This window comes from Klebsiella sp. BIGb0149, assembly GCF_004362605.1.
GTDB lineage: Bacteria > Pseudomonadota > Gammaproteobacteria > Enterobacterales > Enterobacteriaceae > Klebsiella > Klebsiella terrigena.
Genome location: NZ_SNYG01000003.1, coordinates 50,910 through 68,860, shown reverse-complemented (window position 1 = coordinate 68,860; position 17,951 = coordinate 50,910). Strand labels below are relative to the sequence as shown.

The following is a 17,951-nucleotide window of genomic DNA, read 5'->3' as shown; positions in this document are numbered from 1 at the left end:
TCGATGAAAAAACTAAAATACTTCTCAACTTTACTGATTGTTGCGCTGGCGATTATTGCTGCCTGGCTGGTCTGGAACTACTACACCCAATCGCCGTGGACCCGCGACGGCAAGGTGCGCGCCGAGCAGGTCGGCATCACGCCTCAGGTCTCCGGCAGCATTCTGCAGCTCAACGTCCGCGATAACCAGCTGGTGAAGGCCGGAGACGTGCTGTTTAAGATTGATGACACTCCCTATCGAATTGCCCTACTCGACGCCCAGGCGCAGCTGGCCAAAACCCGCGCCGACCTGGCGAAAGCCAGGGTGGAGCAGTCGAAAGCCGCCAGCGACGCCGCCCGCCGCCGAAATCTGTCGCGCAACGTGATTTCCGCCGAAGATCTTGAAAGCGCCGGCACCGCGCTGAGTACCGCGAACGCGGTCCTCGAAGCGGCCAAAGCCGTCACCGGCGTCGCCCAGGCCAGCCTCGAACACGCCCAGTGGCAGCTCAGCCAGACCCTGATTAAGGCGCCGGTTGACGGCTGGGTCACCAATCTCTCCACCCGCGTGGGCGACTACGCCTCCGTTGGCCGCCCTCTGTTCGCGCTGGTAGACAGCCATTCGTTCTACGTCATTGGCTATTTTGAAGAAACCAAGCTGCGCCATATCCGCGCCGGCGATAGCGCCGAGGTTATTCTGTATAGCAGCAAGCAAAAGTTACAAGGTCACGTTTCCAGCATTGGCCGCGCCATTGTTGACCAAAGCGTTGAAAGCGGCGCCGGGCTGGTGGCGGATATTAAACCGAACATTCCCTGGGTACGCCTGGCCCAGCGGGTGCCGGTACGCATCGAGTTGAGCGGCCTGCCGCCGGAGATAACGCTTATCTCCGGTACCACCTGCACCGTCTCTATTGGCCGCCCGTAGTGAACGTGCAGGCCCTGACGTGGCGCGCACTTCCGTGGGTTAAGGCCAGCCGGGCGCAGTGGCGATACGCGCTGCGCAACGGCATTGCCATGTGCCTGGCGCTGAGCGTTGCCTACTGGCTGAACCTGGACGAACCCTACTGGGCGATGACCTCGGCAGCGGTGGTCAGCTTTCCTACCGTCGGCGGCGTTATCAGCAAAAGCTTTGGCCGCATCGCCGGCAGCCTGCTCGGCGCCTGCGCCGCCCTGCTGCTGGCCGGCCATACGCTGAACGATCCGTGGCTGTTCTTATTTAGCATCTCGGCATGGATCGCGCTTTGCACCTGGGCCTGCGCGATGTACACCAACAACGTGGCCTACGCTTTCCAGCTTGCCGGCTATACCTGCGCCATTATTGCCTTCCCGGTCATCAACGTGACCGACGCCAACGAGCTGTGGACCATTGCCCAGTCGCGCGTTTGCGAAGTCATCGTCGGGATCCTTTGCGGCGGGGTCATGATGATGATCCTGCCCAGCACCTCCGACGGCACCACGCTGCTGACGGCGCTAAAAAATATGCACGCCCGTCTGCTGGAGCACGCTAGCCTGCTGTGGGTGCCGGAAACCACCGACGCCATTCGCACCGCCCACGAAGGCGTTATTGGTCAGATCCTCACCATGAACCTGCTGCGCATTCAGGCCTTCTGGAGCCACTACCGCTTCCGCCGGCAGAACCCGCTGCTGAACTATTTGCTGCACCAGCAGCTGCGTATGACCAGCGTCATCTCCAGCCTGCGCCGGTTGCTGCTCAACTGGCCCGATGCGCCAAAAAATACTCGTGCGGTGCTGGAGACCCTGCTGAGCGAGCTGGCCAGCCCGCGCGCCGATCTCTACTCCGTCGCCCGCATTATTGCCCCGCTGGCGCCCGGTGCCGCCGCCGACTACCGGCACCTGGCGTTCTGGATGCGTCTGCGCTACTTCTGTCGCCTCTACCTGCGGAGCAGCCGCTGGATAGCTCGGGTGGAAAACGCGACGGCGGTGAGCGAATTCAACGTCCCTTCGGCGCCCGCGCTGGCCCGTCACACCGACCAGGCAGAAGCGCTGTGGAACGGCGTGCGAACCTTCTGCGCGCTGGTGATGGTCGGGGCCTGGGGCATCAGCACCCAGTGGCAGTCCAGCGCCGCCGCGCTCACCCTCGCCGCCATCTGCTGCGTGCTCTACTCCGTCTCGCCCTCGCCGTTTAAATCGCTGACGCTGCTGATGCGCACCCTGGTGCTGCTTTCGCTGTTCAGCTTCGTGGTGAAGTTCGGCCTGATGGTGCAGATAACCGATTTATGGCAATTTTTGCTGTTTCTTTTTCCGCTGCTCACCACCATGCAGCTGCTCAAGCTGCAGATGCCGAAGCTGGCGGGCCTGTGGGGGCAGCTGATCGTATTTATGGGCTCGTTTATTTCGGTGACCAACCCGCCGGTGTACGACTTTGCCGCATTCCTTAACGATAACCTCGGGAAAATCATCGGCGTAGGCCTTGCCTGGCTTGCCTTCGCGGTGATAAGCCCGGGCTCGGATGCGCGCAAGAGCCGTCGCCACATCAAAGCGTTACGGCGTCACTTTGTCGATCAGCTTAGCCGCCATCCGCAGCATAGCGAACACGAGTTTGAGTCTCTGGTTTATCACCATATCAGCCAGCTGAGCAACAGCCAGGATGCTCTGGCGCGCCGCTGGCTGCTGCGCTGGGGGGTTGTGCTGCTTAACTGCTCCCACGTGGTGTGGCAGCTTCGGGAGTGGGAAACCCGCTCCGACCCGCTCTCTCAGGTGCGCGACCTGTGCATCAGCCTGCTGCGGGACGTGATGAGCGAACGCGGCGTGCAGCAGCGGCCGCTGGCGTCAACGCTGCAGGAGCTGCAGCGCATTTGCAACGCGCTTAATCATCACCATCAGCCGGCGGCCAGGGAGCTGGCGGCGGTTATCTGGCGCCTCTACTGCGCGCTGTCGCAGCTGGAGCAGGCCCCGGTTGCCGGAACGATAGAAGAGAGAACGGCGTGAGGCGCCGGCGCTGAAAGAAAAAACCCGGATAGCGGCGCGGGCCGTATCCGGGTTTATCGGGCGTATTACCGGCGCCACGGGCGCTCTGGCTGCGCTTACGGGACGTCGTATCCCAGCGCGGCTTTGCGGATGCGGAACCACTGCTGGCGGGACATATTGAGCTTTTCCGCCACCAGCGCGGAGCGGACGCGCTCAATTTTGCCGGAGCCGATAATCGGCAGCGGCTGCGACGGCAGGCGCAGGATCCACGCGTAAACCACCTGCTCAATGCTTTCGGCATTCAGCTCCTGGGCAACCCGGGCCAGCTCATCGCGCAGCGGCTGGAAGCTTTCATCATTAAACAGACGACCGCCGCCCAGGCAGGACCACGCCATCGGCCTGATCCGCAGCTGCTGCAGCTGATCTAAGGTGCCGTCCAGCAGCAGCGGCTGATGTACCGGAGAGATTTCCAGCTGGTTAGTCGACAGCGTAAACGGCAGACGCGATTGCAGCAGGGTAAACTGGGCCGGCGTGAAGTTAGAGACGCCGAAGTGGCGCACCTTGCCGCTGTGGTGCAGCGCGAGGAAGGCTTCGGCGACCTCATCGGCATCCATCAGCGGGTCCGGGCGATGAATCAGCAGCAGATCCAGGTGGTCGGTAGCCAGGTTGCGCAGCGACTGCTCGGCGCTGAGCACAATATGGTCGCGATCGGTAATGTAGTGACCAATGGTGTTTTCCGCGCGCGCCATCGTGGCGATGCCGCATTTGCTGACGATCTCCATCCGGCTACGCAGGTGCGGAGCCAGCTTCAGCGCTTCACCAAACGCCGCCTCGCACTGATAGTCGCCGTAAATATCCGCATGATCGACGGTTGTGACGCCAAGATCCAGGTGCTGCTCAATAAAGCCGACCAGCTCTTTGGCGGACATTTTCCAGTCCATTAAACGCCAGTAGCCCATAACAAAACGCGAGAATTCCGGCCCCTGCGGGGCCATAGCAATACGCTGAACCATAACAACGTCCTCAACAAAAAAGTGCTTTGAGTATACTCATTTTTGCCATTAAAACAGTGAGGGTTGCTGCGGTTCTTCCGCTGTTTCCGCCTTAGTCGCGCGTAATTTACGCAACAGGCGCTGACGACACAGCCGCAGAACGTCCTGCTTTTGTACGTCGCTCATCGTTTGCCAGGCGAAACGTTCCTCGCGGCTGCGCAAACAGCCGCGACAGTAGCCGCGTTCGTCCGACTGACAAATTCCCCGGCACGGGCTCTGTACCGGGAAAAACTCCAGCTGCTCTGCCACCTCACGCCTCCGGTCACCTCGTTCTCTCTCTCATTGAAGACGTTTCATCCGCGGTTGGCAACTTTTGTTGCTCAGCCTCTGCGCCACGCATCATTTAAAATTATCACTTGCATTAGACCAATCGGTCTAATACAGTGAGCGGCATGAACAAACATAGCGAATGCGATACCCGCGAACATATCCTGGCCACCGGCGAACAGCTGTGCATGCACCGCGGCTTTACCGGAATGGGCCTGAGCGAACTGCTGAAAACGGCGGAAGTGCCGAAGGGCTCTTTCTACCACTATTTTCGCTCGAAGGAAGCTTACGGGGTTGCGCTGCTGGAACATCACTACGCTGGCTATCTGCAGCGGCTGGTGGAGCATTTCGCCCACGGCGAAGGCAACTATCGCGATCGTCTGCTGGCCTACTATCAGCATACGCTGACCCAGTTCTGCCAGCAGGGCATTATCAGCGGCTGCCTGACGGTGAAGCTGTCTGCGGAAGTTTGCGATCTGTCGGAGTCGATGCGTACCGAGATGGATAAAGGCGCCAGCCAGATTATTACCCTGCTTGGCGAAGCGCTGGAAAAGGGCCGTCAGGAAGGCAGCCTGGTCTTCAGCGGCGACGCGTTAACCCTGTCGCAGGTGCTCTACTCCCTGTGGCTGGGTGCAAACCTGCAGGCCAAGATTACACGCAGCGCAACGCCGCTTGAAAGCGCCCTTGCCCATGCCAAAAGTATTATTGCCGCGCCTGGCGTTTGACAGGCGTTTTTATTTAACGAATTGCAAGACGACCGGTCTACTCAGGAGTCATTATGTCCGAATCAAAATTGTTTACCCCGTTGAAAGTGGGTGCGGTCACCGTACCTAACCGCGTGTTTATGGCTCCGTTGACCCGCCTGCGCAGCATCGAACCCGGCGATATCCCGACTCCGCTGATGGCCGAGTACTACCGTCAACGCGCCAGCTCCGGGCTGATTATCTCCGAAGCGACGCAGATCTCCGCCCAGGCTAAAGGCTATGCCGGCGCCCCGGGTCTGCACAGCCCGGAACAAATCGCGGCCTGGCAGAAAATCACCGCCGGCGTTCACGCCGAAGCGGGACATATTGCGGTACAGCTGTGGCATACCGGTCGTATCTCACATAATAGCCTGCAGCCGGGCGGCGCGGCGCCGGTTGCGCCGTCCGCAATCAGCGCCGGCACCCGTACGTCGCTGCGCGATGAGAACGGCCACGCCGTGCGCGCCGATACCTCGATGCCGCGTGCGCTGGAGCTCGATGAGATCCCGGGGATCGTCAACGACTTCCGCCAGGCGGTAGGCAACGCTCGCGACGCCGGCTTCGATCTCGTTGAGCTGCACTCGGCCCACGGCTACCTGCTGCACCAGTTCCTGTCACCAACGTCTAACCAGCGTAGCGATCAATACGGCGGCAGCGTTGAAAACCGCGCGCGCCTGGTGCTGGAAGTGGTTGATGCGGTCAGTCAAGAGTGGAGCGCCGATCGCATCGGTATCCGCGTATCGCCAATCGGCAGCTTCCAGAACGTCGATAACGGCCCGAACGAAGAGGCCGACGCCCTGTATCTGATTGAAGAGCTGGCTAAACGCGGGATCGCCTACCTGCACATGTCCGAGCCGGACTGGGCCGGCGGCCAGCCGTACAGCGACGAGTTCCGTCAGAAGGTTCGCGACCGTTTCCCGGGTGCCATCATCGGCGCGGGTGCCTATACGGTTGAAAAGGCTAACGATCTGATTAGCAAAGGGCTGATTGACGCCGTGGCTTTCGGCCGCGACTTTATCGCCAATCCGGATCTGGTTGCCCGTCTGAAGCACAAGGCGGCGCTGAACCCGCAGCGCCCGGAGAGCTTCTACGGCGGCGGCGCGGAAGGCTATACCGACTACCCTACGCTGTAACGCTTTCTTTTATAGCGACAAAATAATAGCGGCGGCCTGACGCCGCTATTTTTTCATCTGCCCGCCCGCAATCCGCTTAGCGACGCGTTCAGGCCGGCTGCTGCAGCTGGTATCCTCCCTGCTCCCGCGGTTTGAGAACCGGCAGGCAGCTCAACAGCCGCTGCGTGTAGGGATGAAGAGGATTATCCAGAACCTCATCACTCCAGCCGCTCTCGACCAGAACCCCCTTTTCCATCACCAGCACCCTGTCCGCTATCTGCTCCACGGCGCCGAGATCGTGCGTAATAAACAAACAGGCAAACCCGTAGTGCTGCTGTAGCCGCTTGAGCAGTTCGAGAATTTGTTTCTGCACCGTCATATCCAGCGCTGAAGTCGGCTCATCGGCAATGATAAAGGCCGGACGCCGGACAATCGCCCGCGCAATCGCCACCCGCTGACGCTGTCCTCCCGAAAGCTGATGAGGATAGCGGGACGTAAACAGGTCTCCCAGCCCAACCTCATCCAGCACCTCGCGCACCCGCTGCTCGCGCGCGCTGCGGTTCATCGTCGCCAGCAGCAGCAGCGGCTCTTCGATAATTTGCGCGACGCGCATCCTCGGGTTAAGCGAGGAGAAGGGATCCTGCTGGATCATCTGGCACTCCCGCCGCCAGGTGGTCATCAGCGCCTTATCCGCCGGATTAAGCGCCCGCCCCCGAAACGCCAGCACGCCCTGGCTGGCCTTTAGCATGCCCGCAATAAGCTTACCGATGGTGGTTTTACCGGAACCGCTCGCGCCGACCAGCGCCACCGTTTCGCCGGCGCGCACGTTAAAGCTGATCCCTTTGACCGCGTGCGTCACCTTTTGCGGGCGGAACCAGGACTTGCGGCCTACGTAGCGGATATCGACATCCGTCAGCGCAATCACGCTTTCTGCCGCCAGCAGCCGCTGGCGGTCCGGCGCCGGCTGGCGTACCGGCAGCGCTTCCAGCAGGCGCCGGGTGTAGGCGTGCTGCGGTTCGGCCAGCAGCCGCTGGCTGTCGTTCTGCTCAACGATTTCGCCTTGTTCCATCACCATAATGCGCGACGCATAGCGTGCCACCATCGACAGATTGTGGCTAATCAGAATAACGGCGCTGCCCTTTTCGGCGGTGAGCGCCAGCATCAGATCCATAACCTCATGCTGCACCAGCACGTCCAGCGCGGTGGTCGGCTCATCGGCAACGATCAGCTTCGGCTCAAGCAGCATGACCGCAGCGATCATCACCCGCTGGCGCATGCCCCCGGAAAACTCATGGGGGTAAGCGCCTAGTAATTTCCCGGCATCCGCCAGGCCGACGCGCTCCAGCATCGCAATAATCTTTGCCCTTCGCGCGGGCTCGCTAAGGCGAGTGTGTAATGCCAGCCCTTCATCAAGCTGACGGCCAATCGTCATAGCCGGATTTAGCGACGTCATTGGCTCCTGAAAAACCATGCCAATGCCCGCGCCGCGCAGGTCGCGCAGCTGCTCCGCCGTAAGATGATTGAGGTCGCGGCCGTCAAAAACCAGCGAATCGGCAAAGCTGGTCACTCCCGTCGGCAGCAGCGAAATTAAAGAACGCATCGCCAGGGTTTTACCGCTGCCGGACTCCCCGACCACGGCCAGCACTTCGCCGGGCGCGAGCGCAAATGAGATGCCTTTTACGACCTCTCGCCCCGCGACGCTAACCCGCAGGTTGCTAACCTGCAATAAGGCGGTTGTATTGTTCATCACTGCATCCTCGGATCGAGATAATCACGTAACGCGTCGCCCAGCATGTTCACTCCCAGCAGAGCCAGCGATATACAGAGGCCCGGCAGGAGCGCCAGCCACGGCGCCTGGGCGAGATAGCTGCGGCTGGCGGCCAGCATATTGCCCCACGTCGGTTCCGGAGGCGGCACGCCGAGACCGAGAAATGAGAGCGCGCTTTCTGAAATCAGCACCCAGCCCAGCATCGAGGTTGCCAGCACCGTCAAGGGCGCCAGGCAGTTGGGCAGAATATGACGGCGCAGGATCGCCCATTCGTTATGCCCCATCACCCTGGCCGCAGAGACAAACTCCGCCTCGCGCAATCCCTGCACGGTCCCGCGAACGATGCGCACCACCGACGGGGTGTAGGCGAGGCCCAGCGACAGAATAATGCCGTAGCGGTTGTTGCCGAGAATGCTCAACAGCGCCAGCGCCAGCAGGATGCCGGGAAAGGCCAGCAGCGCATCGGTCAGCATCATAATCAGCCGGTCCACCGCGCCGCGCAGGTAGCCGCTGATCAGCCCCAGCGTAATACCGACCAACAGCGCAAAGCCAACCGTCACCAGAGAGATAGTCATACTGGCATTGGCTCCGGCCAGCAGGCGACTCAGCACGTCGCGACCGTATTCGTCGGTACCCAGCAGGTGACCCGCTCCCGGGGACTGCAGGCGCGCCAGAATATTGATCCGCGACGGGTCCAGCGGGGTCCAGAAGAAGCCCACGATGCCGGCCAGCGCGATGGTGCCAATCAGCGCGATTCCCAGCAGCGCGTTTGGCGCGAGGACGATATGTTTTCTCTTCACGCAGAAACCCTCGGATTGAACAGTGGATAGAGCGCATCAATCAGCAGATTGGTGAGCACATAGAGCGTGGCGATAAACAGCATACATCCCTGAATAACCGGATAGTCGCGGGCATAAATGGCATCCACCAGCAGGCGGCCGAGCCCCGGCAGGCTGAAGACCGTTTCCGTCACCGCCACCCCGCTGAGCAGGTTGCCGAGCGTCAGGCCAATCAGCGTCCACGTCGGCCCAAAGGCATTCGGGAACACGTGGCGCGTTAGGACCGCGCGCTCGCGCAGCCCCTTCGCCCGGGCGTGGGAAACATAATCAAGCCGCAGCACCTCCAGCGTACTGGCCCGCATCATGCGGACCAGCGCGCCGATCTCCACCAGCACCAGCGTCATCACTGGCATCAGCAGATACAGCAGCCCCGCCTTCAGGTCATCGCTCAATGAGACGTAGCCGACAACCGGCAGCCAGCCGAGCTTCAGGCCGAGCAGCAGCAGGATAAGCAGCCCCATCCAGAAGCTCGGGATCGACAGCAGAAACGTGGAGAACATCACCAGCCCGGTATCCAGGGAGGAGTTCTGTTTCCACGCCGCCAGCATTCCCGCTGGCACCGCAAGCAGCGAAGCGATAACGATGGCGACCAGCACCACGCTTAGCGTCACACCGAAGCGCTGCAGAATCAAAGGCAGCACCGCCTGACCGCTCTGAATTGAGTGGCCAAAGTCGCCGTGCAGCACGTTAGCGGACCAGATAAAGAACTGCTGCACTATCCCCTGATCCAGCCCCATGCTATGGCGCAGATCGGCAAGGCTGGATTCCGTCGCCATATCCCCCAGCATCAGCAGGGCCGGGTCGCCCGGCACCATGCGCGTCAGCAGAAAGACCAGCACGGTCACCAGCAGCAGCGTCGGAATAGCGGTCAAAATACGGGTAAGCAGAAACTGCAACATGCGCGTCTCCTTATCTCATCAGGCTTTGCTGACGTTCCACAGCCGCGCAGCGGCGGCGAGCCAGGATTTATAGCCGCTGATAGCCTTACGGTGCGCGACAATATCCAGCCCGGGATAAAAGATGATCAGCGGAACATCAGCAATCATCTGCTGGTGCAGCTTATCGGTGATGGCCTGGATCCGCGCCGGATCGTCGACGGTGGCCAGCTCATCGGTCATAGCGATAGCCTGCGGATCGCCCCATACCTTGCGTTTCTGCTTCGTTTTATCGCCCACCAGTTGCTCAAACGCCAGCGCCGGGTTAAAGCGCGCGGAGTAGGTGAAGGTCATCATCTGATAGCGCCCTGACTGATAGCGCTCAAGCTGGGTCGCCCACTCCATGGTGGTAACGCGGGCGTTAATTCCCGCCGACTGCAGCATCGCCTGGATAATAATGGCCATGTCAAAGCTCGGCACGGTCGCCCGTTTATTGGCGATAATCTCCAGCGGCTCGCCTTTATAGCCCGCCTCTTTCAGCAGTTGAGCCGTGCGGGCCGGATCGTACTTATAGCCCTGTTTTTGAATATTGCTGTAAAACGCCGAGGCCACGGAAATGTTGGAGTTGGATGCCTGCGCCAGATTCTGGCTGGTTCCCAGCGCGATCTGTTCGCTATCCAGCGCAGAGGCTATCGCCTGACGAAGCTTGACGTTTTTCAGCAGCGGATCGTCGGTCTGGATCAGCATCACGTGACGCTGGGCGTTCGGCGCCACTTCGAGGGAGATATTGGGGTCTTTTTTCAGGTCGATGCCGTCAATCGGGCTCACCTGCGCCAGATCCACGGCTCCCGACTGCAGGCCCGCCTTCACCGTTGCCGCATCGGGGATCGCCATAAAGCGCACTTCCTCCACCAGCGCTTTTTTCCCGCCGACAAAGCCGTTCTCTTTCCCCGCCAGCGCGCTGTAGTCGGCAAAACGCTTCAATGAAACGTACTCACCATGCTTCCACTCCCCAAAGCTGAACGGCCCGGTGCCGATCGGCGCGATCCAGGTTCCGTCCGCGGCAACCGATTTAGAGCTGATAACCGCAGCCGCGCCGCAATCGGTGCGCGCCAGCGTGTCCAGAAATAGCGCCACCGGTTTCTCCAGCGTCATGACCACGGTATGCGCATCCGGCGCGCTGACGTCGGTAACATGAATCAACCCGCTGCCGTCAAATTCGCGCAAACATCGCCACTGGGTTTTCGGGTCGTTCCAGTGCTTCCAGCTCCACACCACGTCCTGCGCCGTCATGGCGTCGCCGTTGTGAAACTTCACCCCTTCACGCAGATGGAAGGTATAGGTTTTACCTTCATTACTCACGTCCCACGATGACGAGAGCATCGGCCCCACGGTACCGTCTTCACGGTAGCCCACCATACCTTCCACCACGTGCATCAGGACATCATCGGTGTTTCCGTCCCGGTTGACGCCCGGCTGGCTGCTGCGGATATCCTGATTCAGCGCAAAACGGATAACCTCGCCATCGGCCGCCTGCGCCACCATGCCCGGCAGTAACAGGGCAACAGCTGATAATAATTTTTTCATAGCGATCTCTCTGTTAATCAAGCGTGTAGCGCGTGAAGTCGCGATTAAGTGCCGGAAGCGGGACCACATCCATCATCCCCTCGGCGGGGGTCATCACGATCATCGCCACCGTGGCGGATAAATCGCTGCTGAACCCCGGCCGCGGCGGACGACATACGGAATAGGGGGAGCCGAAGTCATCGAAAAAGGCGTTTTTCATCTCCTCTTCTCCCGGTTTTGCATGGGCATTAAGTAATTCATGGACGCGCCAGCTGCGGTACAGCGAATCCGGCGAGGCATCGATGCCCTCTTCGCGAACTTTGCAGCGTGCGGGCAGGCTTTCCCAGTGGTTGGCATGCACCAGCAGGCCATTTTGCGGATAGAGGGTGAAGCTTTCGTCCGGGGCGCATTCGAAATCGATGGCAAAGCCCTCTTTTGTGCTGAGGATCATATTGTTGGAGCACGACTTTGGCGTGGTGGCGACCACCTTCATCGCCAGCGCCATGTGCTGCTGTTCCAGCGCCTTACGACGGATCAGCGACAGCGGGACGCCCTGCTGCTGATAATCGCGCTCACACCGCAGATAGTTCGCGGTGATGGCGATACCGGCGCTGTTCATGCCGCTGCGTCCAAGCCCTCCGGCCTCCACAAAAGTCAGGACATCCGGCCCCTGCTGACGCTTAATTTTCACCACTACCGAACTCTCCGCGCACTCCGCGCGCCAGTCCCAGTTTTGGCCATGAATCAGTTTGCCGTGCGGGCTGCGCTGCGGCAGGATCACCGCGCCGGTACAGCCATCTTTTATGCTGTCGTCGTGCGGCGTCTGGCACTGCTGCATGCTGCGCGCCTGGGCGATAACTTCGGTACGGGCGTTGATCATCACAATCGCTTCCAGCGAAACCCCGGAGGCGCAGGCAATGCCGCGCATTTCGTCGAGATAGTCCGCGTCAAACTCGCGGATGATGGCGCTGAAGCTATTAATCAGGCGATCGCGCTGTTCCTGGCCGATCCGCAGGGCGTTGAGCTGGTCGCCGTAAATGGCCACGCTGGCGTGGATCCGAGCCTTAGCCTGCTCACCGTACTGGCAGCCCCGCTCGTACGGCGTGCCGGAAATTTCGATTAAGGGAAAAGGTTGCGTCACGTTATTCGCTCCTCAGCGATTTGCCTGCAGTACGCGCAGGAAAAAATCTTTTACTTCATCCAGCACCTTCATGCCGTCGTGGCCGACGTTTGGCACGATCTCTTGTTCCGCCTGCACGCCGTGTTCACGTAAGCTGTTGAGCAGCGCGGTATTACGTTCGATTCGGGTAGCGCCGGCATCATTGCATCCCGGCAGATAGTACCGGCCGCCGGGCTGATGGGTGATCTCCCAGGTTTCCAGATCGACCTTGCCGACCACCAGCTGCACCGCCACCTCTTTTAAGGCGCGGTAATCCAGAGGCCTGCCAAAGATTTGCTCAAAGTTCTGCACCCCCGGCCACCAGGCCTTGCTGTCGTCCAGCAGCGTGACGGAACCCGGCGCGCCAATGGAGACCCCCAGCAGCTTTTCCGGGTGAATGTAGAGGAATCGATGGGCGAAATGACCGCCTCCCGAGTAGCCAAACAGCAGAAACTTGCCAAAGTCGTAATCCAGCAGCTCGCTCACTTCATCAATCATCGCCAGCAGCGCCAGGTCATAGCGAATATCCTGCTCAATGATGTATTTAAAGCCGTGTGAATTCCCGTCCCCTAGCGGCCCAACGGGGAACAGAGGGGCCAGAACAACGCAGCGGTTGTAGCGGGCGAACTCGGTAAAAGCATCCCGATATTGCACCATCGAACGACCGGTACCGTGCATCGCGACGACCAGGCGATATCCGGTTTTGTCACCATCGAATCCGGGCGGGACGTACAGGCAGTACTGGAAGCGGGGATCGTGTCGGCTGGAAAAAATCGTCGTGCTGCCGCGATAGTAAAGCGCCTGGCTACGCCCGGCGGCATGCTCAGAATCATTCTTAATTACTGATAGTTCCATAAATTGTTTCTCGTTCATCGACTGTTCAAAATTGATTCAAACACAAAACCAAAATTGGCGCCAATTTAATAAACAATTTATTAACAAAAGATCTGGTTCATGTCACAATTCAGCTTTGGGTCAGAGCAAAAGCCAATAGGCAGACGGTTTAAACTGGTGCCAAAGCCGGGAACCGTTCATTATCAGGCTGCAAAAAATCGCGGGAACCAGGACAAGGAGCTGAGGATATGATGCAAGGTAAAAGCACTCTGGTGCACGTTGCCAACCTGCTGGCGATGGATATTAATACCGGGGTTTTCCAGCCGGGCGCCTGGCTGAAACAGGTCGAGCTGGCTGAGCGCTATGAGTGTACGCGCAGCGATGTTCGCCGCGCCCTCGATCAGTTGGTCATTGAACGGCTGGTGCAGCATGTTCCCAATCGCGGATACCATGTTTATTCGCCCGACGTGCAGCAGCGCCGCAATATTTCGCGCATCCGCGCGGTGCTGGAGAGCGCATCGGCCAGCGATATTGTGGAGCATATCCAACCCGCGCAGCTAGCCGCCCTGCGCCAGAGCGCCGAATTATTTGACCACTACACTCAGTTCGGCACGATCCTGCAGCAGTATGAATCCAACCTCGCCTTTCACCGCGCGCTGCTTGCCCCCTGCTCGAACAAAGACATGATTGAACTGATTTTCGAACTCCGCAGCCGGGTTCCCTCCGCGGCGCTGGGGCAATGGAACTCGCATGCGAGGATCGTCCAGTCTTCACAGGAACATTTCGCGATGGTCGAGGCGATAGAACAAGGCGACCCTTCTGCCCTGGCGACGCTGCTGCGCCAGCATATCCTGCAGGATGACGATGTGCCGGCCCCGGCGGACGGCTCAATGCGATGAGATAAACGCGGAGGGCGTAACCGGGGGGGGCAGGGAAAAATTGCGCTTCATGCGCTCAACTTCACGCACCGGCGTCAGGCCAAAAAGCCGCTTAAACTCGCGGCTGAACTGAGAAATGCTCTCATAGCCGACCCGCACGCCGGCGGCGGAGGCGGTCAGGTTGCCGCGCAGCATCAGCAGCCGGGCCTGATGCAGGCGCGTTGATTTCAGGTACTGCATCGGCGAGGTGTTGGTTACCGCCTTGAAGTGGCTGTGAAAGGTCGGAACGCTCATCCCAACTTCTTTTGCCAGGGCGCTAACGTCAAGGCTCTCGGCGTATTGCGCATGAATTTTTCGTATCGCTTTCGCCACCTTGCCAAACTGGCCCTGCATCCGCAGGGCGCTGCGCAGCGCCGGTCCCTGCTCGCCGGTAAGCACCCGGTAATAGATCTCCCGCAGCATCGACGGTCCGAGCATTTCCGCATCCAGCGGCGAAGACATAATCTGCAGAAAACGCAAAACCGAGCCGCCGATCTGCTCATCCATCAGGCTCGACATCATGCTTCGCGGCGCGGCGGCCGCCGATGCGCCGCGGCCGTCAAGCTCCAGCAGGAGATCTGCGGCTAAGGTGAAGTCCAGGCGAATGTAAATGGCCAGCATCGGCTCGGCTGCGCTGGCGTCGGTCTCCATGGTAAACGGCACCGGCACGGAGACCATCAGATAATGCCGGGCGTCATACAAATAGACATCATTGCCGAGAAACCCCTGCTTTCTCCCCTGCACGACAATAACGATCCCCGGCTCGTATAAAACCGGCGTGCGCTGCAGCGGTCGGTTCGATCGCAAAAAGCGAACGTCGGGCAGCGCGGTAAGGTTGTAGCCCTCCTGAGGGGTCAGATGGTCCAGCAGCATTACCATTTGCCGGTCAGCGGTCGTTGTCATAAAGCCTGCGTTAAAGAAGCGGAAACCTGCGCGAAGTGTGACACTCCCAGCCCGTCGCGTCCAGACGGCTCATAGGAACAGGCAAAGACCGCAGAGGATCGGGGCTACGCCAGAGCACCGTTCGGCCCTATTCTGCCTGCTCAATGTAACGAAGGAGAAGCCGTATGCATTCAACAAAACTATTTTTCATCACCGGCGTCAGCAGCGGGTTTGGTCGGGCGCTGGCCGAAGAGGCGCTCAGCGCCGGGCATCGGGTGGTCGGAACGCTACGAAACGGGAGCGACCGGGAGCAGTTTGAGGCCCTGTCGCCGGGTCAGTGCTTTGGCAGAGTGCTGGACGTTACCGATTTTGCCGCCATCCCGCCGCTCGTTGAGGCCGTAGAGCGGGAAATAGGCGCGGTTGACGTGCTGGTCAATAACGCCGGCTACGGTCATGAGGGGATCATGGAAGAGTCGCCGCTCGAGGATCTCGTGGCGCAATTCAACGTCAACGTATTTGGCGCAGTTGCGATGATTAAAGCGTTTGTACCCAGGTTCCGCGCGCGCCGCGCCGGCCATATTCTGAATATCACCTCGATGGGCGGATTCATCACCATGCCCGGCATCAGCTACTACTGCGGCAGCAAATTCGCTTTGCAGGGGATTTCCGAAACGCTAAGCAAAGAGCTTAAGCCTTTTAATATCGCGGTGACGGCGGTGCAGCCGGGATCGTTTCGCACCGACTGGGCCGGGCGCTCAATGGTGCGCGCTGCCCGCAGTATTGACGATTACGACAGCAGCTTCGGCCCCATTCGCGAAACGCGGATGCAGCGCAGCGGCCATCAGCCGGGCGATCCGCGCCGGGCGGCGCGGGCGATGCTGGAGCTGATTAACCATCCGGCCCCTCCGGCGTCGCTGCTGTTAGGGAGTGACGCGGTGACCCTGGTGAAAGAGAAGCTTCAGCAGATGAGCGCCGGGATAGACGCCTGGGAGGAGATCAGCCGCTCCACGGATGGCTAATAGACGCCGGGACTCCGTCCAGGGAAGGACGAGAACCCGCCCGCCGTTTAACGCTCCCCGCCTCCTGCCCCTCTGTGCCCCCCCTCTGCCGCGCGGCCCGACGTTTCGGCTAAACCCATACGATTAACGATAATACGAATGATCTTGATAATCATTATCATTGTTACATATAATTCTGCAAAAACACTCAGCATAAAAATAAATGCTAACAATAAAACAGAAAACGGATATTTATGTTTAATATGGAATGCTTGTTAAAATCTCTGGTTGTTAGCGGCGCGTTGGCCCTGACGGCATGCCACGGGGCGTCCTCGACGACGTCAGCCCCGGCAACCACCCCGGTTCAGGACTGCACCTGTATTGTGGATACGGCCTCCGGCAGCACCCTGACGCCGGCACAGCTTATCGCCAGGATCCGCAGCGCCCCGATAGTCATCGTCGGCGAAGAGCACACCAACGTCCGCCATCATCAGATTGAGCAGTGGCTGCTAAAAAATCTGGCGCAATCCCGCCCTCAGGGCAGCGTGCTGCTGGAGATGATCGATATCAGCCAGCAGGAGGCGGTCAATCGGGTCAAGCAGGCCAGCGCGGCCGGAGCGCCGGTCAGCGCCACCCGCGCGGCGGAAACGATGCGCTGGAACAGCGGCTGGCCGTGGGATCTCTATCGTGACCTGGTGATGACGGCTCTCGAGGGCCCCTGGCCGCTGATGGCCGCCAACATCAGCCGCCAGCAGGTCAACGAGCTCTATCAGCGTCCCGCTTTCCCGAGCGGAGAGCGCTCTTCTCGCCCGCAGGTGCATGAAGCCCTGTCGGCTATCATCTTCCTGATGCACGACGGTCAAATCAGCGGCGAGCAGGTTACCGCGATGATGGCCATTCAGCAGAATCGCGATCGCTTTATGGCCAAACAGCTCATCCAGGCGCCGCGCCCGGCGCTGCTGATTGCCGGCGGCTACCACGCCGCCAAAGATGTCGGCGTCCCCCTGCATCTGGCCGATTTAGGCGCGGAGAAACCGCTGGTGGTGATGCTCACCACCGACGGCACCGCCCTGACGGCCAAACAGGCTGACTATATCTGGCCCGTGCCGGCGGCAAAATGAAGAGCCCGATGAATACACGCGCGCCGTGGATAAAGGGCTCCGCCGGCAGCGTGCTGCTCCACGCGGCGCTGGTGCTGCCGTTTATTCTCCATTTTTCCCTCAGGCAGCCTGAATCGACGCCCGCCGCGGTGATGATTGAATACGCGCCCGAGCTGGAGGTCTCCTTCATTCGCCCCGAGCTGCCGCCGGGCGTCAGCCAGCAGCGCAGGGTAGAAGCCATGACCGAACGCGAGTCGCTCCATAATAAAGAGCTGCCGAAACTGCGCGAGCACGAGGACGCTGAGCTTAAGCTGGCGGCAGCAACGCCGGAAAAAGAGCGCAAAAAGAAAACGGAAAGAAAGAAGAAATCGGCCCAGGAGCGTAAAGAAGAGCAGGGAAACTCGACCACCACCAGCCTGGCCGCCCCGCCGATACAGTCCGCGCGGACGCAGCGCAATACGGCGCCGCTGGACACCGACGCCGCCAGCACCAGCCAGAGTAAAATCAGCTGGGAATCGCTGGTGAAGGGCAAAATCAACAAAATGCGCAACTACCCGGACGATGCAAGGCGGCGTAAACGTACCGGGACGGCCGTCATTGCCTTCAGCGTCGATGAGCGCGGCGAAATACTTAGTACAAAACTGGTCACCTCATCCGGCACCCTGTCGCTGGATCGGGCGGCGCTCATTGCGCTTGAAAGCGCCCGACCGCTGCCGCCGCCGCCAAAAGAGATGCTCAAAAACGGCGTCCAGAAGGTCACGCTACCGGTGGAGTTCGGGCTGTTAAAAATATAACAATGAGCGTTACCTGTATTAACCGCTGGTCGGTTAACAAACTTAAATAGCGTCATTTAATTGATTCATTTCTGAATAACCGGCCGCTGCGGGGAGAATATCCTCTGGCGGTGGCGGAACTTTTATTTTTATTTATGAGCAA

At 59.9% G+C, this 17,951-nt stretch carries 17 protein-coding genes; 8 read left to right on the top strand and 9 right to left on the bottom strand.

Going from position 1 to position 17,951, the window contains the following annotated elements; translation table 11 throughout:
- Positions 1–3: 3 nt before the first annotated feature.
- Together EDF75_RS12065 and EDF75_RS12060 are read left to right on the top strand one after the other, a co-directional pair.
- Positions 4–900 (top strand): efflux RND transporter periplasmic adaptor subunit, encoded by an 897-nt coding sequence (locus EDF75_RS12065; protein WP_133599544.1) that lies wholly within the window; start codon positions 4–6, stop codon positions 898–900.
- Positions 900–2,924: an FUSC family protein gene (locus tag EDF75_RS12060; protein ID WP_133599542.1), complete on the top strand. Its 2,025-nt coding sequence runs from the start codon at positions 900–902 to the stop codon at positions 2,922–2,924. The genes EDF75_RS12065 and EDF75_RS12060 overlap by 1 nt, the downstream gene beginning before the upstream one ends.
- Positions 2,925–3,019: 95 nt before the next feature.
- On the opposite strand, the gene EDF75_RS12055 is transcribed toward EDF75_RS12060, so the two are convergent.
- A complete protein-coding gene (locus EDF75_RS12055) occupies positions 3,020–3,916 on the bottom strand; it encodes an aldo/keto reductase (RefSeq protein WP_123708160.1) in 897 nt (298 codons plus the stop codon).
- 48 nt (positions 3,917–3,964) lie between these two features.
- Positions 3,965–4,204: a DUF1289 domain-containing protein gene (locus EDF75_RS12050; RefSeq protein WP_045858568.1), complete on the bottom strand. Its 240-nt coding sequence runs from the start codon at positions 4,202–4,204 to the stop codon at positions 3,965–3,967.
- 143 nt (positions 4,205–4,347) lie between these two features.
- Between EDF75_RS12050 and EDF75_RS12045 the strand changes: the two genes are divergently transcribed.
- Together EDF75_RS12045 and nemA are read left to right on the top strand one after the other, a co-directional pair.
- Positions 4,348–4,947: a TetR/AcrR family transcriptional regulator gene (locus tag EDF75_RS12045; RefSeq protein WP_041145842.1), complete on the top strand. Its 600-nt coding sequence runs from the start codon at positions 4,348–4,350 to the stop codon at positions 4,945–4,947.
- A 53-nt stretch (positions 4,948–5,000) separates the two neighbouring features.
- Positions 5,001–6,098: an alkene reductase gene (gene nemA / locus EDF75_RS12040; RefSeq protein ID WP_133599540.1), complete on the top strand. Its 1,098-nt coding sequence runs from the start codon at positions 5,001–5,003 to the stop codon at positions 6,096–6,098.
- A gap of 88 nt (positions 6,099–6,186) precedes the next feature.
- Here nemA and EDF75_RS12035 read toward each other — a convergent pair whose 3' ends face one another.
- From EDF75_RS12035 to EDF75_RS12010, 6 genes are read right to left on the bottom strand one after another with little or no spacing between them, the layout of a single operon-like run.
- Complete coding sequence (locus EDF75_RS12035) at positions 6,187–7,824, bottom strand: dipeptide ABC transporter ATP-binding protein (protein ID WP_133599538.1); 1,638 nt, start codon at positions 7,822–7,824, stop codon at positions 6,187–6,189.
- Positions 7,824–8,645 (bottom strand): ABC transporter permease, encoded by an 822-nt coding sequence (locus EDF75_RS12030; RefSeq protein ID WP_133599536.1) that lies wholly within the window; start codon positions 8,643–8,645, stop codon positions 7,824–7,826. Before EDF75_RS12030 ends, EDF75_RS12035 begins: the two co-directional genes overlap by 1 nt.
- The gene (locus EDF75_RS12025; RefSeq protein WP_045858579.1) at positions 8,642–9,583 is read right to left on the bottom strand and encodes an ABC transporter permease; all 942 of its coding nucleotides are present in this window, start codon (positions 9,581–9,583) and stop codon (positions 8,642–8,644) included. The genes EDF75_RS12030 and EDF75_RS12025 overlap by 4 nt, the downstream gene beginning before the upstream one ends.
- Before the next feature lie 18 nt (positions 9,584–9,601).
- A complete protein-coding gene (locus EDF75_RS12020) occupies positions 9,602–11,146 on the bottom strand; it encodes an ABC transporter substrate-binding protein (protein WP_133599535.1) in 1,545 nt (514 codons plus the stop codon).
- Positions 11,147–11,159: 13 nt separating this feature from the next.
- Positions 11,160–12,266, bottom strand: coding sequence for a C45 family autoproteolytic acyltransferase/hydolase (locus EDF75_RS12015; protein WP_045858584.1), 1,107 nt, complete (start codon positions 12,264–12,266; stop codon positions 11,160–11,162).
- A 12-nt stretch (positions 12,267–12,278) separates the two neighbouring features.
- Positions 12,279–13,139 carry an alpha/beta hydrolase gene (locus EDF75_RS12010; protein ID WP_133599533.1) on the bottom strand — a complete coding sequence of 287 codons (861 nt, stop codon included), beginning with the start codon at positions 13,137–13,139 and terminating at the stop codon, positions 12,279–12,281.
- Between the two features lie 227 nt (positions 13,140–13,366).
- Between EDF75_RS12010 and EDF75_RS12005 the strand changes: the two genes are divergently transcribed.
- Positions 13,367–14,017: a GntR family transcriptional regulator gene (locus tag EDF75_RS12005; protein WP_133599531.1), complete on the top strand. Its 651-nt coding sequence runs from the start codon at positions 13,367–13,369 to the stop codon at positions 14,015–14,017.
- Here EDF75_RS12005 and EDF75_RS12000 read toward each other — a convergent pair.
- The gene (locus tag EDF75_RS12000; protein ID WP_133599529.1) at positions 14,006–14,938 is read right to left on the bottom strand and encodes an AraC family transcriptional regulator; all 933 of its coding nucleotides are present in this window, start codon (positions 14,936–14,938) and stop codon (positions 14,006–14,008) included. The two genes, EDF75_RS12005 and EDF75_RS12000, sit on opposite strands and share 12 nt — an antisense overlap.
- A 164-nt stretch (positions 14,939–15,102) precedes the next feature.
- Between EDF75_RS12000 and EDF75_RS11995 the strand changes: the two genes are divergently transcribed.
- From EDF75_RS11995 to EDF75_RS11985, 3 genes are all read left to right on the top strand, one after another.
- Positions 15,103–15,936, top strand: coding sequence for an oxidoreductase (locus EDF75_RS11995; RefSeq protein ID WP_133599527.1), 834 nt, complete (start codon positions 15,103–15,105; stop codon positions 15,934–15,936).
- A gap of 251 nt (positions 15,937–16,187) precedes the next feature.
- Positions 16,188–17,036: a ChaN family lipoprotein gene (locus tag EDF75_RS11990; protein WP_463671429.1), complete on the top strand. Its 849-nt coding sequence runs from the start codon at positions 16,188–16,190 to the stop codon at positions 17,034–17,036.
- 8 nt (positions 17,037–17,044) lie between these two features.
- Positions 17,045–17,809 carry an energy transducer TonB gene (locus EDF75_RS11985; protein ID WP_241723565.1) on the top strand — a complete coding sequence of 255 codons (765 nt, stop codon included), beginning with the start codon at positions 17,045–17,047 and terminating at the stop codon, positions 17,807–17,809.
- The last annotated feature ends 142 nt before the right edge of the window (positions 17,810–17,951 follow it).